Below are 25,468 nucleotides of genomic sequence, written 5' to 3'. Positions count from 1 at the left end.
CTCTTTCGGGATACCCAAATCGATCGCGGCGAAACGCTTCTGTCACAAGAGATGTCCAGCCGGTCAAGGGCCGGGACCCCGCGACAGTCGGCTATGGCGGGAGCGAAGGACGAATTCCCACCGTCAGGGTGGGCAAGGAGGCCTTCACAACCTCCGGACCGCACCACCCTTCACGTCGGCTTCACCCGCGATGAGCACGTACCGGCCGTCCTTGTCACTCGCGACTCACCACGCCACCTGAGCCTCACCCTCAGGAGCTGCCTGTCCTCGGCGCCCTCAGCAAAAGCAGCGACCTTGCCGGAAGGGTGATCCTGCTCTTCGCCTCCAGGACACCGAAGTCGGCCGGAGAGCCGTCCGCCGAACTCGTGTCCAGGGACGCCTTGAACGTCTTTCCGTACTCCGGGCCGGGGAGGATCACTTTCACCGGCTCCGCGCCCGCGTGCAGCCACAACAGCCACGAATGGTCCGGCACCAGCTCGCCTTCACGGTTGCGGGCCTGGCTGTTCGAGCCGTCGATCCACATGCCCAGGGTGCGACGGTCCTCGAACCAGTCGCCTTCGTCGAACTCCTCGCCATCCGGGCGGAACCAGATCAGGTCCGGTTTGCCCGTCGGAGTGGTGCGGCCTTCGAAAAACTCCGGTTGGCGCAGGGCCGGGCTCGCCGCCCGCAGGCGGATGATTCGCCGGGCGAACGCCAGCATCGCCGTCGCCTCGTCGGCTCGCCCGTCGGGGGTCCAATCGAACCACGACGTGTCGTCGTCCAGGCAGTAGGCGTTGTTGTTGCCATGCTGGGTGCGCCAGAACTCGTCACCCGCCGTGAACATCGGGGTGCCCGTGGACAGCAGCAACGTCGCGAACAGGTTGCGGGCCTGGCGCGCCCGGAGCGCACGGACCTCCTGATCGGCCGTGTCGCCCTCGACGCCGTGGTTCCACGAGCGGTTGTCGTTCGTGCCGTCACGGTTGTCCTCGCCGTTGGCGTCGTTGTGCTTTTCGTTGTAGGACACCAGATCGCGCAGGGTGAACCCGTCGTGCGCGGTGATGAAGTTGATCGACTGCCACGGACGGCGAAGGTTGTGGTCGTAAAGGTCCGACGAACCCGAGAGACGGTAGGCGAGATCGCGTACTCCGGTCGCGCCACGCCAGAAGTCGCGTACGGTGTCGCGGTAGCGGCCGTTCCACTCCGCCCATTGGGCGCCGAAGTCGCCGACGCGATAGCCGTCCCCCGTCGCGTCCCACGGCTCGGCGATGAGCTTGCACCGCGAAAGCACCGGATCGGTCGTGATCGCGGTCAGCAGCGTCGAGTCGCGGTCGAACTTCCCCCCGCGCGGCCTGCCGAGCGTGCTGGCCAGGTCGAAGCGGAAACCGTCGACGCCCATCTCCTGCGTCCAATAGCGCAGTGAGTCGGTCACCAGCCGCACCACGGTCGGTGACGCGGCCTCGAGGGTGTTGCCACAACCGGTGATGTCGGCCAGGTGACCGCGGTCGGTGTGCAGGTAGTAGGCGGGGGCGTCCAATCCCCGGAAGCTCAGCGTCGGACCGTCCGGCCCGCCCTCGGCGGTGTGGTTGAACACCACGTCGATGATCACCTCGATGCCGGCCGCGTGCAGGGCCGCCACCATCAGCCGGAACTCTTCGACCTCGCGGCCGGGCTCGCTCGCGTACGCCGCGTGCGGGGCGAAATACCCCAACGGCGAGTAGCCCCAGTAGTTGTGCCGTTCGTTGCGGATCAGCGCCGGCTCGTCCTGGAACCAGTGCACCGGCAAGAGCTCCACCGACGTGACCCCGAGGCGGGTCAGATACTCGATGGCGACCGGGTGAGCCAGCCCGAGGTAGGTGCCGCGCAGCGACTCGGGAATGAACGGGTGCTGCTCGGTGAAGCCCTTGACGTGCAGCTCGTAGATCACCGCTTCCTCGAACGGCACCTCCGGCTTGGTGCCGGTGTCCGGCCCGCCGGGGGAGGTGACGACCGAAAGCGGCACGCTACCCAGAGAGTCCACAGTGGACATCCGGCCGCGATCGGGGTCGCCCGTGAAACCTTGGGCGGCGCGCAGGTCGGTGAGCGCGCCGGTGATGCGCCGCGCGTAGGGGTCCACCAGCAGCTTGTTCGGGTTGCACCGCAGACCGCGGGCCGGCTCGTAGGGCCCGTGGACGCGGTAGCCGTAGCGCTGCCCGGGGGTGACGCCGGGGACGAGCCCGTGCCAGACGCCGAAAGTCCGCTCGGTCAGCGCGATCCGCCGTTCGGACCCGTCGGTGTCGACGAGGCAGAGCTCGACGAAGTCGGCGACCGCGGAGGTGATCGCGAACCGGACGCCGCCCGCCTCGGCGTGGGCCCCGAGCGGAAACGGGCGGCCGGCGAGGACGTGATCAACGGAAGGTCGTGTGGCCATGGCCCGATGATCGCAGATCCGGACCGCTGTCTTCCGCTCCTGCCAGAGGATGATTCCTCCGGCAACCGCCGTCAGGGTGTCGTTTCCGCCAGGACGAAGGTCTCCGGCGGCAGCCGTGCCTCGTGACCGTCCACGGTGGCCGTTCCCCAGGCGAGCAGGGTGGCGGTGGCCTCGAGCGGGATCCGTGCCTCGGCCGGGCCGAAGTTGCACGCCAGCCGGAGCCCACCGCGGTGCAGTACGAGCCATGACCGGTCGGGGGCGGTCTCCACGCGCAGGTCCGCCACCCGAGGATCGGCCAGCTCGGGCCGCTCACGGCGCAATCGGATCAGGTTCCGGTAGAGCTCCAGCATCTCCCGGTGTCCCTCACGGTTCACTTCGGTCCAGTCCAGCCGCGAGCGCTCCACCGTGGCGGGGTCCATCGGGTCGGGCACCTCGGCCTCGCCCCAGCCGTGACGAGAGAACTCCCGCCGCCGTCCCGTGCGCACGGCTTCGGCGAGTTCCGGGTCGGGGAAGGAGGCGAAGAACTGCCACGGTGTGCTCGCGGCCCACTCCTCCCCCATGAACACCATCGGGGTGTAGGGCGAGCAGAACAACAGCGCCGCGCCGCAGGCGAGGCGGCCCGGCGCCACTGTCGCCGAGAGCCGGTCACCGGTCGCGCGGTTGCCGATCTGGTCGTGGTTCTGGAGGTAGCCGAGGAACCGGTGCCCCGGGACGACCGCGGTGTCGACCGGGCGGCCGTGGGTGCGCTCGCGGAACGACGACCAGGTGCCGGCGTGGAAGAACACCTCGCGCAGCACCCGTTCCAGTGCGTCCGGGGCCGCGAAGTCGGCGTAATAGCCGGACGTCTCGCCGGTGAGCTTGACGTGCAGGACGTGGTGCAGGTCGTCGGACCACTGGGCGTGCAATCCGTAGCCCCCGCGCTCTCGCGAGGTCACCAGCTTCGGGTCGTTGAGGTCCGATTCGGCGATCAGGGTCAGCGGCCTGCCGAGCACCGCGGCCAGCGCGTCGGTCTCGGTGGCGAGTTCTTCGAGCAGGTGGATGGCCCGTCGATCGGCCAGCGCGTGCACCGCGTCCAGGCGCAGGGCGTCGAGGTGGAAGTCGCGAAACCAGCTTAGCGCGTTGTCGATGACGTACCGGCGGACCTCGTCGGAGCCGGGGCCGTCGAGGTTGAGCCCCGGGCCCCAGTCGTTCTGCCCGGCGAAGTACGGCCCGAATCGGTCGAGGCAGGCACCTGAGGGACCCAGGTGGTTGTAGACGACGTCGAGGACGACGGCCAGCCCGCGGGCGTGGGCGGCGTCGACGAACCGCTTGAGCCCGTCCGGCCCGCCGTAGGGCTCGTGGACCGCGCCCCAGAGCACGCCGTCGTAACCCCACCCCGCGGTGCCGTCGAAGGAGTTGACCGGCAGCAGTTCGACGTGCGTTACGCCGAGCTCGACGAGGTGGTCGAGCCGCTCGATCGCCGCGTCGAAGGTGCCGCCCGCGGTGAAGGTGCCGACGTGCAGTTCGTAGAGCACGCCACCGGGCAGCTGCCGCCCGGTCCAGGCGTCGTCGGTCCAGGCGAACTCGCCGTGGTCGTAGACGCGCGACGCCTCGTGCACGCCGTGCGGCTGCCACCGCGACCGCGGGTCCGGCAGCGGCACGGCGTCGTCGTCGAGCAGGAAGGAGTAGGTGATGCCCTCCGCGTCGGCGTGCCACCAGCCGCCGTCACCGGCGGTCATCTCGTGCACCCCGGCGTCGACCCGGACCCGCACCCGTTGTGCCTCGGGGGCCCACACGCTGAACCTCATGCGTCTCCTCGCACCAGCAACGCGACCGGGTAACGGTCGAACAGTTCGGACAGTCGCGGCCGGGTGCCGAGCTCGCGACCGGTCACCACGTCGGTCCATCTGCCGTCGGCCAGGGGCAGCACGGTGTCGCCCCAGCCGCCGCCGGCGTCGAGACCGACCGGCAGACGGGTCACCGCGATCACCAGATCGGCCGATCGGGTGTAGGCCAGCACGTGCGCCGCGCCGCTGCCCTCCGCCCGCAGCGGCCGGTAACCGGAGAACAACGCGGGCCGGTCGCGGCGCAGGCGCAACGCCTTGTGCGTGATCAAGAGCTTCGCGGCGCCGGATGCGTCGACGGCGGGCTGTTCGCCGTCGACGATCCGGGCCAGGATGGCGCGACGGGCGCCGTAGTCGACCGGGCGCCGGTTGTCCGGGTCGACCAGCGAAAAGTCCCACAGCTCGGTGCCCTGGTACACATCCGGGACGCCGGGAGCGGTCAGCTGGACCAGCTTCTGTCCGAGCGAGTTCGACCAGCCGGGGCCGGTGATGCGGCCGGCGAAGGCTTCGACGTCCGCGGCCAGCTCGGCGTCGCCGAGGACGTCCTCGGGCCAGGCTGCGACGGCGGCCTCGAACTCCTCGTCATGGTCGGTCCAGCTGGTGCGGAGCTTCGCCTCCTTCGCCGCCTTGTCCAGATAGTCCCGCAACCGGTCCGGCTCGATCGGCCAGGTGGCGACCAGGGTCTGCCAGGCCAGCAGATTCAGCGACGGCTCGTCGATCCCGCGCCGCGCACTCCACCGGCGGACCGCGTCGGCGAACTCGCCGGGCACCTCCGCCAGCACGGTCATCCGGGCCCGGGTGTCCTCGGAGCGCTTGGTGTCGTGCGTGGTCAGCGTCGTCATCGCGGCCGGATGCCCGGCCTCACGCGAGGCCGCGAGCCGGTGGAACTCCTCGACGTCCAGTCCGAAACGGTCCGGATTGCCGCCGACCTCGTTGAGCGCGGCGAAGCGGGTGTAGCGGTAGAACGTCGTGTCCTCGGTGCCCTTCGCCACGACCATGCCGGAGGTCTGCTGGAGCCGGGTGGCCAGCTCGCCGTCCGGCTCGGCGCGCACCTGCGCGTCGAGCGCGTCGAGCGCGGCTTCGAGATCGGGCCGGTTCCGGCGGGCGGCGGCGATCGCGGCCGCCCAATGCGCCCCGCCTTCGGGCAGATAAGAGCGGTAGACGGGGAAGGCGACCATGACTTCGGCGACGGCCGCGCGTGCGGCGTCCGCGTCCACGCCGCGCAGCAGCGCCGCGATCCGGCGCACCTCGGCGACCAGGATGCGGTCGGTGACCAGCCGCCGCGCTTCGGTCTCCACGGCGTGGTAGCCGGTTTCGACGCCGAATTCGGCCGCGAGCGCGGTGAACGTCGGCTCCGCGGCCGGGTCGAGGAACACCCCCGCGATCTCACGCAGCGCGTCGTAGCCGGTGGTGCCGTCGACCGGCCAGCTCTGCGGCAGCGGCTCCCCCGGGTGCAGGATCTTCTCCGCCACGATCCACGCCTCCGGGGCGTTCTCCCGCAGCCGCTGGAAGTAGCCGCCCGGATCCGCCAGCCCGTCCGGATGGTCGACGCGCAGACCGGTGACGTCACCGTCGGCGACCCAGCGCAGTACTTCACCGTGGGTTTCGGCGAACACCTTCGGATCCTCGACCCGGACCGCGGCCAGCGTGGTGATGTCGAAGAACCGCCGGTAGGTCAGCTCGGCGTTGCCGCGGCGCCAGCCCACCAGCCGGTAGTGCTGGCGCTCGTGCACCTCCCGTGGCGTGCCGCCCCCGGTACCGGGGGCGATCGGGAACCGGTGGTCGTAGTAGACGAGTTCGTCGTCCTCGACGGCCAGCTCGGCGACCGCGTCGTCGTCGCCGAGCACCGGCAGCGCCAGCGGGCCGCGGTCCCAGTCGACGTCGAAGAATCCGGCGAACTCCGAGTCCCGGCCGTGGCGCAGCACGTCCCACCACCACCGGTTGACCTTCGGCACTTCGACGGACATGTGGTTCGGCACGATGTCGACGACCAGGCCGAGACCGCTCCGCTTGAGCGCCTCGGCCAGCTCCCGGCGAGCGTCCTCCCCGCCGAGCGCGGGCCGGGCCCTGGTCGTGTCGACCACGTCGTAGCCGTGGGTCGAGCCCGGTGCCGCGTCCAGCACCGGCGACGCGTAGAGCGCGCCGATGCCCAGGTCCCGGAGATACTCCACCAGCCCGGCGGCCTCGGCGAAGGTGAACTCCGGGCGCAGCTGGACACGGTAGGTGGAGGCGGGCACCGCCATCAGGACTCCGTTCGCTGGAGCACGATCAGGGATCGCGCCGGGAGGGTGAATTCGCCGCCACCGACGATCGGCTCGCGGTCCGCGGGCTCGACCTCGCCCGTGGCGGTGTCGACGACGACGGTCCACGCCCGGCCATGGCCGTCGCCGGGCAGGGCGGCGTCGATGTCTTCGTAGTGGGCGTTGAAGGCGAGCAGGAAGGAGTCGTCCGTGACCTTCATCCCGCGCGGGTCGAGATCCGGGATCGCGTCGCCGTTGAGGAAGACCACGACGGCCTTGCCGAAGCCGTCGTCCCAGTTCTGCTCGGTCATCTTGGCTCCGGCCGGGGTGAACCAGGCGATGTCGCCGAGCTTGTCGCCCTTGCCGACCGGGCGGCCCTGGAAGAACCGGCGGCGCCGGAACACCGGATGCTGGGCACGGAAGGCGGTCAGCCCGGCGGTGAACCGCGTCAGGTCCGCATTGCCGGCGGCGGCGTCCCAGTCGACCCAGGACAGTTCCGAGTCCTGGCAGTAGACGTTGTTGTTGCCCTGCTGGGTGCGGCCGAACTCGTCGCCGTGCAGGATCATCGGCACGCCCTGGGACAGCAGCATCGTGGCCAGCATGTTCCGTTGCTGACGCAGCCGGAGTCCCAGCACCTCGGCGTCGTCGGTCTCGCCCTCGACGCCACAGTTCCACGAGCGGTTGTCGTCGGCGCCGTCGCGGCCGTCCTCGCCGTTGGCCTCATTGTGCTTTTCGTTGTAAGACACCAGGTCTCGCAGCGTGAAGCCGTCGTGCGCGGTGACGAAGTTGATCGAGGCGAAGGGACGGCGGCCGTCGTCCTGGTACAGATCGGACGAACCGGTGATCCGCGACGCGAACTCCCCGAGGGTGGCGGGCTCGCCACGCCAGAAGTCGCGGACGGTGTCCCGGTACTGCCCGTTCCACTCCGTCCACAGTGGAGGGAAGTTGCCGACCTGGTAACCGCCGGGCCCGACATCCCACGGCTCGGCGATCAGCTTGACCTGGCTGACGATCGGGTCCTGCTGCACCAGGTCGAAGAACGCGGACAACCGGTCGACGTCGTAGAACTCGCGCGCCAACGCGGAGGCCAAGTCGAAGCGGAAGCCGTCGACGTGCATCTCGGTCACCCAGTACCGCAGCGAGTCCATGATCAGCTGCAGCGTGTGCGGGTTGCGCACGTTCAGCGAGTTGCCGGTGCCCGTGTAGTCCATGTAGTACTCGGGCTCCCCCTCGACCAGCCGGTAGTAGGCCTCGTTGTCGATGCCCCGCATCGACAAGGTCGGCCCGAGGTGGTTTCCCTCGGCGGTGTGGTTGTAAACCACGTCGAGGATGACTTCGATCCCGGCCTCGTGCAGGGCCTTGACCATGCCCTTGAACTCCTGGACCTGGCCACCCTCACCGGGCATCGCCGCGTAGGCGTCGTGCGGGGCGAAGTAGCCGATGGTGTTGTAGCCCCAGTAGTTCGTCAAGCCCTTCTGCGCCAGGACGTGGTCGGTGACGAACTGGTGCACCGGCAGCAGCTCCACGGCCGTGACCCCGAGCTCCCGCAAGTGGTCGATGACCGCCGGATGCGCGAGTCCGGCGTAGGTGCCCCGCAGCGACTCGGGTACGTCCGGGTGCTTGATGGTCATGCCCTTGACATGCGCCTCGTAGACCACCGTCTCGTTGTACGGGCGCTTCGGCGGCCGGTCGTTGCCCCAGTCGAAGAAGGGGTTGGTCACCAGCGAGTAGGGCACGTGGCCGGCGGAATCGTCGTCGTTGCGCGCCTCCGGCTGGTCGAACTGGTAGCTGAACAGCGACTCGTCCCACTTCACCCCGTGCGAAACGGCTTTGGCATACGGATCGATGAGCAGCTTGGCCGGGTTGCAGCGCAGGCCGCGGGCCGGGTCGTACGGGCCGTGCACCCGATATCCGTAGCGCTGCCCGGGACCGATGTTGAGCAGGTAGCCGTGGTGGACGAACCCGTCCACCTCGTCGAGGGGGTACCTCGTCTCGGTGCCGTCGTCATCGAACAGGCAGAGTTCGACGCGCTCGGCCACCTCGGAGAACAGGGCGAAGTTCGTCCCCACTCCGTCGTAGGTGGCACCGAGCGGGTAGGGCGTTCCGGGCCAAGGCCGCACTGAGGTCTCCTCGAGCTGGTTCGTGCCGGGAACGTCCGCGGTGAGCGGACGCTCTACTGGGGATTGCGTAACGATGTTCGTCACCGGGGCAGCGGCCGGGCCGCTCGCAGCGGCGCCACCGCGGCGCGCACGCTCTCCGTGGTGAAGAAGCCGTCGACGCTGACGGGAAGGCGGATCCGCCAATTAGGGTACTGGTCGATCGTGCCGGGCAGATTCGGCTGACGCGCCTGGCCGGTGACGTCGGCGGGCGAGGTCAGCACCAGCCGGCACGCCGCCGATGCCAGGAGGACGTGTAAGGCCACGACGGGATCTTCGTCCTCGATCCCTTGCCGGGCAAGGAGTTCCCGGAGCGCGGCCCGCTCGGTGGCCGCCGCCTCGTACTCGGCGTCCACGCCACGGTCCAGCAGGCCGAGCTCGGCACGGACCCGGACGTGCTCATCGGCCAGCCACCCGGCGACCGTCGGCAGGTCGTGGGTGGAGATGCTGGCCATCGCCTCCGGATCCCATTCGGCGGGCGGCACGAACGGCTGTCCCGGCGCGTCGTAGTCGCGCTGGAACCACAGCACGGCCGAGCTGAGCACCCCGCGCTCGTGCATGGTCTCGGTGACCACCTCCTCGACCGTGCCGAGGTCCTCGCCGACGACCACCGCGCCCGCACGCCACGCCTCCAGCGCGACCACACCGATCATCGCTTCGGCGTCGTAGGAGACGTAGGTGCCGCGGTGCGCGGGCTCGCCCGGCGGAATCCACCACAGCCGCCACAATCCGGCGACGTGGTCGACGCGGATGCCGTCGCCGTGCCGCAGTACCCCGCGGATGACGTCCCGGAGCGGCGCGTATCCGGCCTCGGCGAGCTTGTCCGGCCGCCACGGCGGCAGGTTCCAGTCCTGGCCCTGCTGGTTGAACGCGTCCGGCGGGGCGCCGACGCGTGCTTCGGCGGCGAAGACCTCCCGCTGCGCCCAGGTGTCCGCGCCACCGGGGTGCACCCCGACCGGGAGGTCGTGCACGATCCCGGCGGGCATGCCCGCCTCGCGTGCCGCTCGCCGGGCGGCACCCAGCTGGACGTGGCAGAGGTGTTGCAGCCAGCCGTGGAAGCCGATCCGGTCAGCGAGTTCTTCGCGCGCCCGCGTGACGGCGGAGCCCGCCGGGTCACGCAGTTCTTCCGGCCAGTCGCGCCAGTCCGCGCCGTGCCGCTCGGCCAGTGCACAGAACGTGGCGAAGTCACGCAGGCCGGAAGTGTCGGGCAACTCTTCGACACGGTGCGGCCACAACAGTTCCAGCGCCGCCCGCTTGGCCGTCCAGACGGCGTCGTAGTCGATGAGATCGCCGTCACGGTCCGGGGCGAGCGACAGGACGGCTTCCCGCGTGGCGGGATCGGCCCGCTCGAACGTCTCGGTGGCGGTGACACGCAGATAGATCGGATTGGCGAAGCGACGGCTGGCCGGGGAGTACGGCGAGCGCTCCACGGGGTGCGCCGGGCTGATCGCCTGGACGGGATTGACCAGCAGCACGCCGGTGCCGAGCTCGCGGGCCGAGCGCCCGGCGAACTCGGCCAGGTCGGCGTAGTCGCCGATCCCCCACGAATCGGCCGAGTGCAGGGCGTAGAGCTGCAGCATCCAGCCCCAGGCCGACGGGGCTTCAGGCAGCTTGGCGGGCACCACCGCCAGCACGACCTCCTGGTCTGCCGTGACGACGCGGTGCCAGCCGAGCGGCAGATCCGACGGCAGTTCGTCCTCGACCCGGCGCCGGGCACCGTCCTCCAGCACGACCTCGGCGGCCACGCCGAGCGGGTAGGCGGCGCCCTCCCGCACGACGATCGTCGGCGGCAGCGCGGTCGCCGCCCTGGCGGCTTCGACATCGGCGAGGGCCCGCTCGACGGCGGCCTCCTCCGAGGCGTCCACGTCGAACTGGGCGAGAACGGCGACGACGACATCGTCGGCCACCTCGACCCACTCATGGTCGGAATTCTCGTAGCGGGTGGCTATGCCGTAGGCGTCGGCGAGCCGGGCAAGAGGGCGGGTTTCGTCTCGGGCCACTGGACAAGCATCACGGTGCGAAGGTGATCGCGCCATCTGCGCGAGCGAAGTCACTCCGAGCAGCGCCCGGATCGCCCTGGGTTGGCAGTGTCGAGAGTCGGAGACCCGCCCGCCGAAGCCTCGTTGTGAGCCGATCTCAGGGAACCGGAAGAGGAGGCATCGCGGGCTCGTGAAGCCACCGTGAGAAGAAGGCGTCCAGCGAACGACCGGCGAACCGTTCGGCCAGCGCGACAAAGGCCGCGGTGGTAACCAGACCATGCCGGTTCTCCACCGCCCAAGCCTTCACCAGCGGAAAGAACATCGCGTCACCTACGGTACAACGCAAGGCGTGCAACAGAAGTCCGCCGCGTTTGTACACCCGCTCGTCGAACATCCGTGCCACGCCGGGGTCGGAAAGACGCAGATCCGCGGGTTTCGCCTGCATCCGCGCGTGCCAGGTCTTCGCCCACTCGTGCGCGCTCGGCCCGCCGGATTCCTCGGACCAAAGCCATTCCGCGTAGGTCGCGAAGCCCTCGTTCAGCCAGATGTGCCGCCAGTCGGCGACGGTCAGGCTGTTGCCGAACCACTGGTGCGCCAATTCGTGCACGACGAGCCGTTCGTGCGTGCGCCTCCCGTCGACGTGGTTGGCGCCGAAGATCGACATGCCCTGCGCCTCGATCGGGTCGTCGAGGGCGTCGTCGGTGACGACGACGACGTACTCCCCGAAGGGGTACGGCCCGAACAGTCGTTGCAGCGAGTCCATGATCCGGCCCTGCCGCCCGAAATCACGCGCGAATGCCCGGCGCAGGCGCGGCGGTACGGCGGCGCGTTGCGGGACCGAGGTGACCACGGAACCGCCGTCGAGGTTGATCCGGAACGCCTCGACGGACGGTTGCGAAAACCAGCCGGGCTGGGGACCGGAGACGAGTTCGACGTCGTCGTATCGTCCTATTTGGACACTCATCAGGTACGTCGGCGTCGGCTCGGGCCGTTCGAAGACCCACTTCGTGGTGCTCGCGCGCTCGTGTCGCGCCACCAGGTTCCCGGTGACGGCCACGAGATACGGCGACGACGTCGTCAGCGCGACGCGGTAGGTCGCCTTGTCCGACGGGTGGTCGTTGCACGGGAACCACGACGGCGCCCCGACCGGCTGGCTCGCGACGAGCGAACCGTCGGTCAGTTCGTCCCAGCCGATGTCGCCCCACAGCCCCGGAAACGGCCTTGGGTTGCCGACGTAATAGATCTCGACCCGGAACTCGCTTCCGGCCGCCAACGACTTCGCGGGCTTCACGTACAGCTTGTGCGCACGCCGCGTGTACTTGGCCGGTTTCCCGTTGACCAGCACGCGGTTGATGCGGAACTCGCCGAAGTCGAGTGTGAGCCGCGACAGCGCCTGCGTCGCCTCCGCGGTGATGGCCGCGGAGGCCGACAGCCGGTTGGGACCGATCTTGTAGTCGAGCTCGAGATCGTAGTGCCGGACACGGTAACCGCCATTACCGTGCCGGGGCAGATAGGAGTCACCGGAGGTGTCCGAGCCGGGCGAGGGCTGCGCGGAGGCCTTCGAAATCACCCGCGAACGAACCCCGCTTCCTACTTCGTCCAGGCCGAGATGGGATTGCCCAGCCAGCGCGAGTCGGCGGGAACCGCGTCGCCCCGGGTCACCAGGGAACCCGGTCCGACGGTAGTCCGCGCGCCGATGCTCGCACCAGGCAGCACGATACCGTGCGGCCCGAGCGTCGCTCCCTCGTCCAGGGTCACCGGCGACATCGTCATGATCCGGTCGTGGAACAGATGCGTCTGTACGACGCAGCCGCGGTTGATCGTCGCGCCGTCGCCCAGGCTCACCAGGTCCGACTCGGGCAGCCAGTACGTCTCCAGCCACACGCCCTTGCCGATCTTGACGCCCATGGTCCGCAGCCACGCCGGAAGCAGCGGTGTGCCACCGAGGGAACCGATCAGCCATGGCACGGCGAGCGCCTCGACGAAGGTGTCGGCGAGCTCGTTGCGCCAGACGAACGAGCTCCACAAGGGATGGTCGACCGCGCGGAACCGGCCGACGAGCAGCCATTTCATCGCGGTGGCGGTCAGCGCGGCGACGGCGCCGGCGGCGAGCAGCAGCGGCCCGCCGAGCAGCACCGCGACCAGGAAGCCGTACGACGACGCCAGCGCGAAGATCCCCGCGGCCACCAGCACGGTCAGCGCGACGCCGCACATCACCGGCACGATGCGGCACAGTTCGACGAGCGCACGCGCCGCCTTCAGCCGCAGCGGCGGCGTGTACGTGCGGCTCGTGTCGGCCGCGCCGACCGACCGGCGGACCGGCAGCGGCGGCATCCCGAGGTACGAGGAGCCCTTCTTCGCCTTGAGCGGAGCCGAGGACAGCACGCCGACCAGGCCACGTTTCGGCACCGAACGTCCCGGCGCGGCCATCCCCGAGTTGCCGAGGAACGCCTGCTTGCCGATCCGTGCCGGCGCGACGTGCAGCCAGCCGTGGCCGAGTTCGTAGGTGGCGACCATGGTGTCGTCCGCGAGGAACGCGCCGCTGTCCACCTGGGTCATCTTCGGCAGCGCGAGGACGGTGGACGCTTCGACGTTGCGGCCGACCTTCGCGCCGAGCATCCGCAGCCAAACGGGAGTGAACAGGCTGGCGTACAAGGGGAACAACCCTTCACGCGCCATGCCCATCAGCCGTTCGGTCGCCCAGACCTGCCAAGCGACGCGGCCGTGCACGGGGTGGTAGCCCTCGACCATGCCGATGCTCAGCGAGCGGACGCCGGCGAGCACGAGCAGGGCGTAGGTCACGAAGTACGCGATGGTCGCGAGCGGCGTGAACAGCAGTGCCTGGCCGAGCGCGGCGCCCAGCGAAGCCGTCCCCGTGATCGCGTAGCCGAGCACCGCGACCGCCGGAAACGCGGCGACAGCGGGCAGAAGACCGAGAGCGACCGAGGTCGCCCCGTAGACCGAAGACCAGAACCGCGAACGCGGCGGGCGGCTCGACGGCCACTTGAGCGAGTCCTTGGCGGCACGCGCCGCGGGCGCGCCGGCCCAGCGCTGTCCGGCGGGCACGTTGCCGCGGACGGTCGACCCGGCCGCGATCTCCGCGCCCTTGCCGATGCGCGAGCCGGGGAACAGCGTGCTGCGCGCGCCGATCCGCGCGTCGGCGCCGATCCGGATCTTGCCGATGTGCACGAGATCGCCGTCCACCCAGTGGCCGGTCAAGTCGACCTCGGGTTCGATGGCGGCACCGCGGCCGAGTTTCAGCATGCCGGTGACCGGCGGCGGCGAATGCAGGTCGACGTCCTTGGCGATCCGCGCGCCGAGAGCCTTGGCGTACGTCGTCATCCAGGAAGCGCCCGCGACACTGTCCGCCCCGCTGAACTCGGCGAGTTTCTCGGCCGTCCACAGTCGCAAGTGGACACTTCCACCGCGCGGATAGCTGCCGGGACGGACCCCGCGCAGCAGTAGCCGGGCGCCACTGGCGGAGATCGCGATCCGGCCGGCCGGGCTGAACAGCGCGATCCACGCGACGGCGATCCATGCCCAGCTCAGTGTGGGAGCCCAGGCGAAACCGGCCAGTGACAGCACATTCGACAGCGTCGCGGCGATCGTCGTCCAGCGCAGGCCGACCAGGCTCATCAGCGGGATCATCAGCAACGACTGGATGATCCCGGCCTCGCGCGGGGTCGGCGCGATGTCGCGGCGTTCGGTCTTCTCGCCGCTCAGCGCGTCCAACAGCGAAGCCAGCGCGCCGAGCTTCGGGTTGGCATAGATGTCGTTGACCGACACCTGCGGATGCCGGGTGCGGATCCGCGCGATCAGCTGCGCGGCCGTCAGGCTTCCCCCGCCGTTGGTGAAGAAGTCGGCCTTCGGGTTGCCGACCGAGACGCCGAGGATCTCCGCCCAGCCTTCGGCGAGCCAGCTCTCCGTCGGGGACAGACCGGATTTGGCGGCGTCCACAGTGGACAGCGGCCAGGGCAGCGCGTTGCGGTCGACCTTGCCGGAGGTCCGCGTCGGCAGGTCGTCGATCAGCGCCAGCAGCGGGACGAGCGCGGCGGGCAGCTGCTCACGCAGCCGGGTCGCGGCCTCGTCGTGGTCGAACTTCGTCCCCTCGGCGGGCACGACGTACCCGACGAGCACCTGGTTACCCGCCTTGGTGCGGCGGACCGCGGCCGCGGCACCCTGCACTCCGGGCAAGGCCTGAAGCGCGGCGTCGACCTCGCCGAGTTCGATCCGGCGGCCGCCGAGTTTGACCTGCTCGTCGAGCCGCCCGAGGAACAGCAGCCCCTCGGTTTCGGCGCGGACCATGTCACCGCTGCGGTACGCGCGGCGCCAGCCCAGCGAGGGCAGCGGCGCGAACTTCTCGGCGTCCTTCTCCGGGTCGAGGTAGCGGGCCAGGCCGACACCGCCGATGACCAGCTCGCCGGTCTCCCCCATCGCGACGGGCTCGCCCGCCTCGTCGACGACGGCGAGCTGCCAGCCGACGAGCGGCAGGCCGATGCGGACCGGGCCCTCGCCGGTCATCTGCGCGGCGCAGGCGACGACGGTGGCCTCTGTCGGGCCGTAGGTGTTCCAGACTTCGCGGCCTTCGACGGCGACGCGTTCGGCCAGTTCCGGCGGGCAGGCCTCACCGCCGAAGATCAGCAGGCGGACGTCTTCGAGCGCGTCGGCGGGCCACAGCGCGGCCAGCGTCGGCACGGTCGAGACGACGGTGATGCCCTGCGCGACCAGCCACGGGCCGAGATCGACCCCGGTCCGCACCAGCGAACGCGGCGCCGGGACCAGGCAGGCGCCGTGGCGCCAGGCGAGCCACATCTCTTCACAGGAGGCGTCGAACGCGACGGACAGGCCGGCGAGCACACGATCACCGGGGCCGATCGGCTCCTCGGTGAGGAAAAGCCGAGCTTCCGCGTCGACGAAAGCCGCGGCGGACGCGTGCGAGACGGCGACACCCTTCGGCTTACCGGTCGACCCGGAGGTGAAGATGATCCAGGCGTCGTCGGTCGGCGCGGGGCTGCCTTCCACACCGCCGGGCGAGCCGAGCACGGTGATCGCGCCGCCATCGGAGACGACGGCGGCGACGTCGGCCTCGCCGAAGACAAGTTCGGCACGCTCGTCCGGGTCGTCCGCGTCGACCGGCACATAGGCGGCGCCGACGGACAGGATGGCGAGGATGGCGACGTAGAGCTCGGCGGTGCCGGAGGAGATCCGGACGCCGACCCGGTCGCCGACGCCGACGCCGTTGGCGGTCAGCTTGCGGCCGTACTCGTCGATCTCTTCGACGAGCTTGCGATAGGACAGCGTGGTCTCGCCGTCGTCGATCGCGCCCGCGTTGGGATGGCGGGCGGCGGTCTCGGCGAGGATGTCGATCAGAGTGCGCTCACCGGCACCGAGACCGGACCAGAACAGGGCACGGTCGGCGATGGAGGCGGCCGACGGAGCGACGGTGACATCGGCGACGTCGGCGATCGGCCGGGAATCGGCGGTCAAGGTCATCGGGCGGCCACCACGGGCAGGAAAGAACCATGGGCGCTCAAGCCCATCACACACCTTTCGCGAAGTGCGTCATTCGGGCTCGCTCTCCGAATGAGGCGCCCGCTAGCGGACCTTTGACTTTACCGCAGTTGTACGACATATCTCGAGAGGGTCTCGGCAGAGTGTCGAACCTCACCGGCGGACACGCCGAAACCCGAGGTCAACGGCGTGTCCACCCAGTGAAATATTCACCTACATGGTGAGAAATCAGCGGGTCTTCGGTTTCCCTGCCGCTTTTCCGCCGACCTTGGGCCTTTGCTTCTTTTCCCGCACTCGGACATTCACCCGGACAGGGGTGCCTTCGAAACCGAAACGCTCACGGAACTTCCGTTCGATGAACCGCCGGTAACCCGCCTCGAGGAAGCCGGTGGTGAACAGGACCAGCGTCGGCGGCCGGATTCCCGCCTGGGTCGCGAACAGCACCTTCGGCTGCTTTCCACCGCGCACCGGCGGCGGGGTCGCGGCGATCAGGTCGGCCAGCCAGCCATTCAGCTGACCCGTGGGAACCCGCTGGTCCCAGGACTTCAACGCGGTCCGCAGCGCGGGCGCGAGTTTGCGCACGGACCGGCCGGTGAGCGCGGAGATGTTGACCTTGTCCGCCCACGGCACCCGCACCAGGCCGCGGTCCAGCTCACGGACCATGGCGTGGCGGCGGTCCTCGTCGACGAGGTCCCACTTGTTGAAGGCGAGCACGCAGGCGCGACCCGCCTCGACGACCATCGTCAGCACCCGCAGGTCCTGTTCCGAAAGCGGTTCGGCGGCGTCCAGCAGCACGATCGCGACCTCGGCCGCGTCGATCGCGGTCTTGGTCCGCAGCGACGCGTAGTACTCGGCGCCGTTGGCCGAGTTGACCCGCTTGCGCAGACCCGCCGTGTCGACGAACCGCCAAGTCTCGCCGTCCAGTTCGACCAGCGAGTCGACCGGGTCGACGGTGGTACCGGCGACCGAGTCCACAACGGACCGCTCCTCGCCGGAAAGTTTGTTCAGCAGGCTGGACTTGCCCACGTTCGGCTTGCCGACCAGCGCGACGCGGCGCGGGCCGGTGGTGGCGCGGTCGCCGTCACGCGGCATCGACGGCAGCGCCTTGACGACGGCGTCGAGCAGGTCGCCGGAGCTGCGGCCGTGCAGTGCGCTGACCGGGTACGGCTCGCCGAGGCCGAGCGACCACAGCGACGCGGTGTCGGCCAGCAGACGGTCGTCGTCCACCTTGTTGGCGGCGAGGAGCACCGGCTTCTTCGAGCGGCGAAGCACCTTGGAGACGGCTTCGTCGGTGGCCGTCGCGCCGACGCTGGCGTCGATGACCAGCAGCACCGCGTCGGCGGTGGCCATCGCCATCTCGGCCTGCGCGGCGACGGAGGCCTGCAATCCGGTCGCGTCCGGCTCCCAGCCGCCCGTGTCGACGAGGGTGAACCGGCGGCCCGCCCAGAACGCGTCGTAGGCGACACGGTCCCTGGTCACGCCGGGGACGTCCTGCACGACCGCTTCGCGGCGGCCGAGGATCCGGTTGACCAGGGTCGACTTGCCCACGTTCGGCCTGCCGACGACGGCGAGGACCGGTTGCGCGAGCTGCGCCTCCTCCTCGGCTTCACCCGCGGCGATCTGCGCGTCGAGCGCGGTGAATTCGGATTCGTCGGACCAGGAGCCGTCGATCTCGCCGACTCCGTCTATTTCTGTCATGTACTCAATCCTGTCGCGTGTCTTGGAGCCCGTGCTCCAAGCGCCATTCGTCCAGTGCCTTCACGAGGTCCGCGAGCGCGAGGCGAAGCCGCTCGGTTCCCTCCTCCAGCCCTGTCCTTCCCTTCCCGATCGCGGGAGTGAAAGGTTCGCCGACCATGATGTCGACGCGTGGCCGCCAACGCCTCTTGGCGCCGGCGGGTTTGTACGTCCCCCGAGTGGCGACCGGAACCACGGTCGCGTTCCCGGCGCGGACCAGGAAGGCCGCGCCGCGCTCGAAGTTTTCGGCGTCACCGAGGCCGCGGGTGCCTTCGGGGAAGATCCCCACCGCACCGCCGTCCTCGAGCACCTTGACCGCCGCCATCAGCGGTCTGCGGTCCACCGCACCCCGTCTCACCGGGATCTGGCCCAGTTTCGGGAAGAACCAGCCGACGAACCCCCGGAAGAGTTCCTCCTTGACCAGAAACGCCGTGCGGCGCGACAACATTCCGAACAGCAGCTGCGGTTCCACCATCGAGCTGTGGTTGGCGATGAACACCACCGGACCCGACGCCGGTACCCGCTCGCCACCATGGACCCGCACCCGGAAAGCGGGCCGGACGATGAACTTCGAGATCCCCCTGCCGAAGGTGTGGATCGGGCCGCTCGCGCCTTCGGGCAGTCCCTTCGCACTCACCTGGCGGCCTCGGCGGGGCAGCCTTCGAGGAGACCGCGGTGCAGCGCCAGTTCCGCCAGCGCGACGATCACCTGGTCGATGTTGAGCGCCGAGGTGTCCACCTCGACGGCGTCCTCGGCCGCGCGCAGGGGCGAAGCCGCCCGCGTGGAGTCCAAGCGGTCACGCCGGTCCACCGCCGCCTTCGCGACGTCGTGCGTGGATTCGCGGCCGGCGGCGGAATCCTGCGCGCTGCGGCGAGCGGCGCGAACCTCGGCCGAGGCGGTGAGGAAGATCTTGAGCGGGGCGTCGGGTGAGACGACGGTGCCGATGTCGCGACCTTCGACCACGATGCCGCCGACCCGGCCGAGCACCTCGGCGATGAGGTCGCGCTGCCGGGCGACCAGCAGTTCGCGGACCGAAGGAACGGCCGAAACCGGCGACACCGCCGTGGTGACGTCCGCACCGCGGATCTCGGCGGCGACGTCTTCACCCGCGAGGGTGACCGTCGCGTCGTCGGGACTGGTCCCGATGCCGAGTTCGGCCGTTCGTGCGACGTCGGAAACCGCGTCCGCGTCGGCCGGGTCGACCCCGGCGCGCAGGACGGCGAGGGTGACCATGCGGTACATCGCGCCCGTGTCGAGGTAACCGGCGCCGAGTTTCGTCGCGAGCTTCCGCGAAACCGTGGATTTCCCGGTTCCGGACGGGCCGTCCATCGCGACCACACCACGCAGGGCTCCCGTCACCGAAACTCTCCTCAGCTCATTCGTCGCTCACCTGATCGATGACCATTCTGCCTGGTGGCGCGCGACACGCCTCAGCCGCCCACGGCGAACCGGTCGACGAGCACGCTGATCCGTTCCGTGCGCCCGTGTGCCGGGAGCCGACGGCTGCGCTCGAGGGTGACCAGGCCGTGCAGGGCGGCCCAGAATGTCTCGGCGTAGTGGCCGTGGTCGTAGTCACCGGCCACCGGATCCACGGCTTCGAGCAGGGCGCCGAACGCGTCCTTCAACGGCTCGGGGCTGTCCGGACTTGTAAAGCTCAGTTCACTCGCGAGGGTGAAGATCGCGTCGTAGAGCGCGGGTTTGCGGTCGGCGAAGTCGAAGTAGTTCTCGGCCAGCCTCCGCAGGGTGCCCCGCGAGTCCTCCGTCGTGCCGGCTCCCTTCCGCATCTGCGCGGCCATTTCGGTGCAGCCCTCGAGGGCCGCGGCCACCATGATCGCCCCCTTGCCGGAGAAGTGGCTGTAGAGGACCGGCTGGCTGTACTCGATCTTCGCCGCCAGCCGCCGGGTCGTGACCGCGTCCCAGCCTTCTTCTTCGGCGATCTCGCGGGCGGTGGTGACGATCAGCTGTTCGCGCAGCGAGCGGTCCCGCTCGCGCCGGGGGTTCGTGACCATACGAATACCCTAGCATCGCTAGACAATCTAGCAGTGCTAGCATCAGCCGTCCGAGGGTGATCCGCTCTCCTCGCGGTCAAGGGGGTCCGCGACCTCGGCACGGCACTCGTGGTGCTCGCGCCGCTCCTGTTCCGGAACGTCCGCGCGCTGGGTTGGGCGATGCTCGCGCTGGCGTTCATCCCGCTCGGCGACATGCCGATCGTGCTGACCCACAACGGTTCCGTGGGGGCCGCGCTCGGCGTCCACGGCGCGACGTGCGCCGTGATGCTCGGATCTCGGCACTGTTCCTCATCCACCGAGGCAAAACGGACAGTGAGTTACTGTTGACGTCGTGAACGTCGAAGTGACCCCGCTCCCCGGAATAGGCGTCCGCAAGGACTTCGCCACCCGCAACGGCCGCCGCGTCGGCGTGGTGACCCATCGCGACGGACACATCGAGCTGATCGTGTCCAAAACGGACGATCCCGACGCCTGCCTGGCCTCACTTCCGCTCTCCACCGACGAAGCGGGCGCGCTGGCGAACCTGCTCGGCGCGCCCCAGCTGGTCGCCCAGCTCACCGAAGAGCACCGGGACCTGCCCGGCATCAACACCAAGCAGTTGCCGATCAAGGCGTCGTCGCCGTTCGACGGCCGGACGCTGGGCGACACGGCCATGCGAACACGCACGGGCGTCTCGGTCGTCGCGGTGATGCGGGCCGGGCAGGTTCACCCCTCCCCCATTCCGGACTTCAATCTCACCGGGGGCGACGTACTCGTCGCGGTCGGCACCTCCGAAGGGCTCGAGGCCGCCGTCAAGATCTTGAAGTACGGCTGATCGCGGATGGATCACACCGCACTGTCCTTGATCGAACTCGGGGCGGTCTTCTTCGGGCTGGGCGCGCTCGGCAGGCTCGCCGGGAAGATCGGGATGTCCCCGATCCCGCTGTACCTGATCGGCGGCCTGTGCTTCGGGCAGGGCGGCCTGATCCCGCTCGGCGACATCGGCGACTTCACCCACCTCGCCAGCGAGATCGGCGTCGTCCTGCTGCTGCTCCTGCTCGGCCTGGAGTACTCGGCGGCCGAACTGTTCACCGGGCTGAAACGCTCGTGGATGGCGGGGGTGGTGGACATCGTGCTCAACGCCGCGCCGGGTGCGATCGTCGCGCTCATCCTCGGCTGGGGGCCGATCGGCGCGATCGTGATGGCGGGGGTCACCTACATCTCGTCCTCCGGGATCATCGCGAAGGTGCTCGGCGACCTTGGGCGGCTCGGTAACCGGGAAACGCCGGTGGTGCTGTCGATCCTGGTGTTCGAAGACCTGGTGATGGCGCTGTACCTGCCGATTCTGACCGCGGTCCTCGGCGGTGTCAGCTTCCTCGGCGGCCTGAAGGCGGTCGGGATCTCGCTGATGGTGATCACGGTCGTCCTGGTGATCGCGTTGAAGTTCGGCCGGTACGTCTCCGCGGCGGTGGACAGCCCGGACCGCGAGGTGTTCCTCCTCAAGGTCCTCGGCGCGGCCCTGCTGGTAGCCGGCCTGGCTTCGGCGATGCAGGTGTCGGCCGCGGTCGGCGCGTTCCTGCTCGGCATCGCGATCTCGGGTTCGACGGCGGAGAACGCGACGCACCTGCTCGAACCCCTGCGGGATCTCTTCGCGGCCGTGTTCTTCGTCGTGTTCGGGCTCAACACCAACCCCGCGTCGATCCCGCCCGTGCTCGGCTGGGCGGTCGTCCTGGCGGTCGCGACCACGCTCACGAAAGTCGGCACCGGCTGGTGGGCCGCGCGACGCCAAGGCATCGGGAAGATGGGCCGGGCTCGCGCCGGAGCCGCGCTGGTCGCGCGAGGCGAGTTCTCGATCGTCATCGCCGGACTGGCGGTGGCGGCGGGCGCGGTGACCGGCGAACTCGCGGCACTCGCGACGGCGTACGTGCTCCTGATGGCGATCCTCGGCCCGACGGCGGCGCGGATCGTGGAGCCGGTGGCGCGCGCTCTGCAGCGAAGGTCCTTCGGGACGAAGAGCGCGGCCTCGCAGACCGGCTGACTCCGCCCACACGCGCCATGAACGGTCCGTTCCTTGCAAATTTCGCAAGGAACGGACCGTTCATTGCACTGGGTCAGCCGCGCTCGAGCAACTGCGCGGCCAAAAGTTCCTCGACCCAAGGCTCCCAGTCGCCGGGAGCCCAGGCACGATCACGAGTCAGGATCAGGAACAACTCCGGACTCAGCACGGCATAGAGGATGTCCGCCGCCTTCTCGACCGTGAGATCGGTCCTGACGCCGGGCTTCTCCAGTAGTGCCTTCGCCGCCGCCGTGTGCACGGCGTGGCGCGGGTCTTCGCGGTCAGGCCAGAGCTCGCGCAATTCGGGGTGGGCGGCGATCGCGGTGCGCACCATGTCGGTGAGGGCGGCGACCCGTTCGAGCACGGCGCGGCTACCCGTCACGAGGGCGGTGAGGGCCGTGCGCGCGTCCGGCGCGTCCGTCACTCGCGCGAACCATGGCCGCTCCATCGTCGCCACCGGAATGTCGTCGCCGGCGATCGCGACGTCGACCAGTTCCTTCAGCAACGTCGGCTTGTTGCGGAACGTGAAGTAAATGGTCTGGACGGCCACCCCCGCCCGGTCGGCGACCTGCTGAAGCGTGGTCGCCCCGTAGCCGTCGGCGAGGAAGAGTTCTTTGGCGGCCGCGATGATCCGCCGCCGCGTTTCCGCCGCCCGATCGGCCCGGGCGCCCTTGACACCGCTCATGATTGGAGTCTATCTCTAGAGTCAAGCACTAGAGTTCGACTCTAGTAACGATGACGATGGGGTGTCTCATGGTGGCGATCGCCAACCGGCAGCAGGCCGAAGCGTGGAACGGCTGGGAGGGAAGGCTCTGGGCGGATCGCCCGGAGCGTTACAACGGCATGATGGAAGCCTTCGACGCGCCGCTTTTCGCCGCCGCGAACATCGAAGACGGTCACGCGGTCCTGGACGTGGGCTGCGGCGCCGGGCTCACCACCCGGCTGGCCGCGAGAAAGGCCGCGAGCGGGCACGCGCTGGGTATCGACATTTCGGCGCCACTGGTGGAGCGGGCCCGCTCGGACGCGGCGGCCGAGAACATCACCAACGTCGAGTTCGTCCAGGGAGACGCGCAGGTGCACCCGTTCGAAGGGCCTGGCTTCGACGTCATCATGAGCAGGGGCGGCGTGATGTTCTTCGCCGATCTGGTGGCGGCGTTCGCTCATCTTCGCGAAGCGATGGCGCCGGGCGGCCGGCTGGCCTTCCTAGGGCCGCGGTCAGGCGACGTCGACAGCGCTTACGCCCGCGCGACAGCGGCTCTCGCGCCTTACCTCCGCGAGCCCTCCCCTGCCGCCCGGGGGATGGGTTCGCTGCTGGCTCCCGAGCGGATCACCGAAGTGCTCACGGCGGCGGGCTTCCGCGACCTCGAGATCAGCCCGGTGGACGCGGACATGGGCTTCGGGGCGAACGCCGACGACGCGACGGATTTCGTCTTCTCGATGGCCCCGATCCAGCACAACCTGCGGAGCGTGGACGCGGACTCGATCGCCGGGCTCCGCGACCGGGTACGGGGCGCGCTCGGCGAATTCGAGACTCCGCGGGGGGTGCGGATCCCCGGTGGGGTTTGGGTCGTGACCGCCGGACGCTGACGCTAGGAACGGTCCGTTCCTTGCGAAATTCGCAAGGAACGGACCGTTCATGGCGTTCGGTTACCCGCGCTCGAGCCCCGAAACGGTCGCCGGTGCGATCTGCGCCGGAGCCGCCGGAAGCGGAGCCGGAACGGCCGACGGTCCCGCACCCGAGACAGGCAGCGCCAGCGAAGTCTTGCCGAGGTCCACCGTGATCTTCGGGTACTGCGCCGGACCCGAGATGAACGAGCCGTCCGTCCCGCCGATGATCAGCGCCAGCTGATGTCCTTGCGGGACGACATGATCAGTACTCGCCAGCCGGAAGGTCATCGTGTACGGCTGCCCCGGCGTCAGCGGCGATTCCTGGCTCAGCGAACGGTGGTTGGCCAGGTCCGCCCAACCACGGCTGATGATGTTCAGCCCGACCGAGACCGAGTCGGCGCTCGTGTTCAGGTAACAGGCGTCATTGCCGGGCGCGCTCGCACCCCAGCACGACTGCGTCAGCTCGTTCTTGATGCCTTCCTTCGGCCCGGTGTAGTTCCGGATCGTCGCCGGGCCGTAGTCCACGAGGATCGCCGAGAGCCGTGCTGTGGACGTCGACGGCGTCGCGGTCACAGTCACCTTCGCCGTCCCTGACACGTGCAGATCCTTCGCCAGCGCGCCGGTGCTGAACAGCACGCGCCCGCTCGCGGTCTCCGTCGGCCTCGCGGCCCAGCTGTTCGAGGACTGGCCGGCGGTGTCGGTGAACGACGCCGTACCCGTCCCCGCGGTGGAGCCGAGGGTGCCGACGCCCGGCGTGCCGCCGGCCGAAGGACGCAGGGTGACCGCGCTCCCCGCGGGCCACGCCGCCTGGTCCACCCAGACGTCCGGCTCGCGTTCCACGCTCGCGCCCGGTGTCTTCTCGATACCGTTGTCCACGCCGAGCAGGTAGTGGTCGAACCACTTGTGCAGGGTGTCGACCCACGCCGAGCGCCGGTAGTCGAACGGGTCGACGTGACCGGCCTGCGTCAGCCAGAGCTTGCGCTCGACGTTCAGCGATTCCCACCACTGCCCGAAGTTGATCGTCTTGACGTTGAGGTCGCCCAGGCCGTGCGAAGCGAGCACGCTGGCCTTCACCTTCGACGCGCTCTGTACGTGGTCCCGGTCGAGCCAGAACGCGTTGTAGTCTCCGTTCGCCGTCGCACCGGCGGTCAGTTTCCGGTTCGCCTCAGTGCAGTCCTGCCCGCCGTTGCGCCGGGAGACGGTCTGCGCGAGCCCCGCCGGGCTGCCCTGGCGCAGGTTCGCGCCGTCGGAGCGGTAATAGTCGTACCAGGAGCTGATGGCGCCGATCGGCACGATGGTCTTGAGGCCGTCGACACCGGTCGCGGCGACTCCGTTGGCCACCGTGCCGTCGTAGGACTTCCCGATCATGCCGACCGCGCCCGTCGACCAGGTCGCGTTCGTCCTGGCCGAGCCGGTCGCCGTCGTGTAGCCCTTCGCCCGGCCGTTCAGCCAGTCGACGACCTTGCGCGCGGAGTTGACGTCCGAGGGCCCGCCGACGTCGGTGCAGCCACGGGATTTGTTGGTACCGGCCAGATCCACCAGGACGACGGCGTATCCGCGCGGGACGAAGAAGTTGTCGTAGTAGAGCGGGAACCCGACCGGCCTGCCCGCCGAGTCGTAGGTCTTGAGCTCACTCTCGTTGCCCCGCCCGCAGCACGAGTAGTACGGGCTCGCGTCCATGATGACCGGGACCTTCTTGCCCTGCGCCGCCGGTTCCTTCGGGCGGATGATGTCGGCGGCGACCCGGTCCGAACGGCCGTCGCCGTCCCCGTCGAGGCCGATGTCCACCCAAGCCGTCTCGCGGACGGCCTGGGCGAAGTCGTAGACCGGTTCGCTGCCCCGCGGTTTCGCCGCGGCCTGCGGTGCCGCGACCACGGCCGCGGCGATCGCCAAGATCCCTGCCAGCACAACTGTTTTCACGGTCGAGCCCTTCCCCGTCGGCTGAAAGCCAGTCAGGGAGAGCTAAACGCGATGATCGCCCGCGCAG

General features: G+C 69.7%; 17 protein-coding genes. 4 read left to right on the top strand and 13 right to left on the bottom strand.

Going from position 1 to position 25,468, the window contains the following annotated elements:
- Nucleotides 1-250: 250 nt before the first annotated feature.
- From glgX (ACZ6DT_RS34015) to ACZ6DT_RS33965, 11 genes are all read right to left on the bottom strand, one after another.
- Entirely contained in the window at nt 251-2,386 is a 2,136-nt protein-coding gene (glgX, locus tag ACZ6DT_RS34015; RefSeq protein WP_465602988.1) for a glycogen debranching protein GlgX, read from the bottom strand.
- A gap of 71 nt (nt 2,387-2,457) precedes the next feature.
- Nucleotides 2,458-4,173, bottom strand: coding sequence for a malto-oligosyltrehalose trehalohydrolase (gene treZ / locus ACZ6DT_RS34010; RefSeq protein ID WP_465602987.1), 1,716 nt, complete (start codon nt 4,171-4,173; stop codon nt 2,458-2,460).
- On the bottom strand, nt 4,170-6,452 hold the full coding sequence (gene treY, locus ACZ6DT_RS34005; RefSeq protein WP_465602985.1) for a malto-oligosyltrehalose synthase: 2,283 nt from the start codon (nt 6,450-6,452) through the stop codon (nt 4,170-4,172). Before treY ends, treZ begins: the two co-directional genes overlap by 4 nt.
- Nucleotides 6,452-8,569: a glycogen debranching protein GlgX gene (glgX, locus tag ACZ6DT_RS34000; protein WP_465603155.1), complete on the bottom strand. Its 2,118-nt coding sequence runs from the start codon at nt 8,567-8,569 to the stop codon at nt 6,452-6,454. The genes treY and glgX (ACZ6DT_RS34000) overlap by 1 nt, the downstream gene beginning before the upstream one ends.
- A gap of 80 nt (nt 8,570-8,649) precedes the next feature.
- A complete protein-coding gene (gene malQ / locus ACZ6DT_RS33995) occupies nt 8,650-10,605 on the bottom strand; it encodes a 4-alpha-glucanotransferase (protein ID WP_465602983.1) in 1,956 nt (651 codons plus the stop codon).
- A gap of 136 nt (nt 10,606-10,741) precedes the next feature.
- The gene (locus tag ACZ6DT_RS33990; RefSeq protein ID WP_465602981.1) at nt 10,742-12,154 is read right to left on the bottom strand and encodes a M1 family metallopeptidase; all 1,413 of its coding nucleotides are present in this window, start codon (nt 12,152-12,154) and stop codon (nt 10,742-10,744) included.
- Between the two features lie 20 nt (nt 12,155-12,174).
- Nucleotides 12,175-16,077 carry a Pls/PosA family non-ribosomal peptide synthetase gene (locus tag ACZ6DT_RS33985; RefSeq protein ID WP_465602979.1) on the bottom strand — a complete coding sequence of 1,301 codons (3,903 nt, stop codon included), beginning with the start codon at nt 16,075-16,077 and terminating at the stop codon, nt 12,175-12,177.
- Between the two features lie 246 nt (nt 16,078-16,323).
- Nucleotides 16,324-17,793 carry a ribosome biogenesis GTPase Der gene (gene der, locus ACZ6DT_RS33980; protein WP_465602977.1) on the bottom strand — a complete coding sequence of 490 codons (1,470 nt, stop codon included), beginning with the start codon at nt 17,791-17,793 and terminating at the stop codon, nt 16,324-16,326.
- Nucleotides 17,794-17,797: 4 nt separating this feature from the next.
- Nucleotides 17,798-18,466, bottom strand: coding sequence for a lysophospholipid acyltransferase family protein (locus ACZ6DT_RS33975; protein ID WP_465602975.1), 669 nt, complete (start codon nt 18,464-18,466; stop codon nt 17,798-17,800).
- The gene (cmk, locus tag ACZ6DT_RS33970) at nt 18,463-19,167 is read right to left on the bottom strand and encodes a (d)CMP kinase (protein WP_465603153.1); all 705 of its coding nucleotides are present in this window, start codon (nt 19,165-19,167) and stop codon (nt 18,463-18,465) included. Before cmk ends, ACZ6DT_RS33975 begins: the two co-directional genes overlap by 4 nt.
- A 92-nt stretch (nt 19,168-19,259) precedes the next feature.
- The gene (locus ACZ6DT_RS33965; RefSeq protein WP_465602973.1) at nt 19,260-19,838 is read right to left on the bottom strand and encodes a TetR/AcrR family transcriptional regulator; all 579 of its coding nucleotides are present in this window, start codon (nt 19,836-19,838) and stop codon (nt 19,260-19,262) included.
- Nucleotides 19,839-19,949: 111 nt separating this feature from the next.
- On the opposite strand from ACZ6DT_RS33965, the gene ACZ6DT_RS33960 reads away from it, so the two are divergent.
- From ACZ6DT_RS33960 to ACZ6DT_RS33950, 3 genes are read left to right on the top strand one after another with little or no spacing between them, the layout of a single operon-like run.
- Nucleotides 19,950-20,165 carry a DUF4267 domain-containing protein gene (locus ACZ6DT_RS33960; protein ID WP_465602971.1) on the top strand — a complete coding sequence of 72 codons (216 nt, stop codon included), beginning with the start codon at nt 19,950-19,952 and terminating at the stop codon, nt 20,163-20,165.
- A gap of 4 nt (nt 20,166-20,169) precedes the next feature.
- Nucleotides 20,170-20,652 carry a cation:proton antiporter regulatory subunit gene (locus ACZ6DT_RS33955; protein WP_465602969.1) on the top strand — a complete coding sequence of 161 codons (483 nt, stop codon included), beginning with the start codon at nt 20,170-20,172 and terminating at the stop codon, nt 20,650-20,652.
- 6 nt (nt 20,653-20,658) lie between these two features.
- Nucleotides 20,659-21,855 carry a cation:proton antiporter gene (locus tag ACZ6DT_RS33950; RefSeq protein ID WP_465602968.1) on the top strand — a complete coding sequence of 399 codons (1,197 nt, stop codon included), beginning with the start codon at nt 20,659-20,661 and terminating at the stop codon, nt 21,853-21,855.
- A gap of 73 nt (nt 21,856-21,928) precedes the next feature.
- Here the strand turns inward: ACZ6DT_RS33950 and ACZ6DT_RS33945 are convergent, their stop codons facing one another.
- Nucleotides 21,929-22,558: a TetR/AcrR family transcriptional regulator gene (locus tag ACZ6DT_RS33945; RefSeq protein ID WP_465602966.1), complete on the bottom strand. Its 630-nt coding sequence runs from the start codon at nt 22,556-22,558 to the stop codon at nt 21,929-21,931.
- A 50-nt stretch (nt 22,559-22,608) separates the two neighbouring features.
- On the opposite strand from ACZ6DT_RS33945, the gene ACZ6DT_RS33940 reads away from it, so the two are divergent.
- Nucleotides 22,609-23,460, top strand: a complete 852-nt coding sequence (locus ACZ6DT_RS33940) for a class I SAM-dependent methyltransferase (protein WP_465602964.1) — start codon at nt 22,609-22,611, stop codon at nt 23,458-23,460.
- 60 nt (nt 23,461-23,520) lie between these two features.
- On the opposite strand, the gene ACZ6DT_RS33935 is transcribed toward ACZ6DT_RS33940, so the two are convergent.
- Nucleotides 23,521-25,389 (bottom strand): Xaa-Pro dipeptidyl-peptidase, encoded by a 1,869-nt coding sequence (locus ACZ6DT_RS33935; RefSeq protein ID WP_465603151.1) that lies wholly within the window; start codon nt 25,387-25,389, stop codon nt 23,521-23,523.
- Nucleotides 25,390-25,468: the final 79 nt, after the last annotated feature.

The organism is Amycolatopsis sp. NPDC041971, from assembly GCF_055588925.1.
This window is presented reverse-complemented; position numbering and strand designations above follow the sequence as displayed.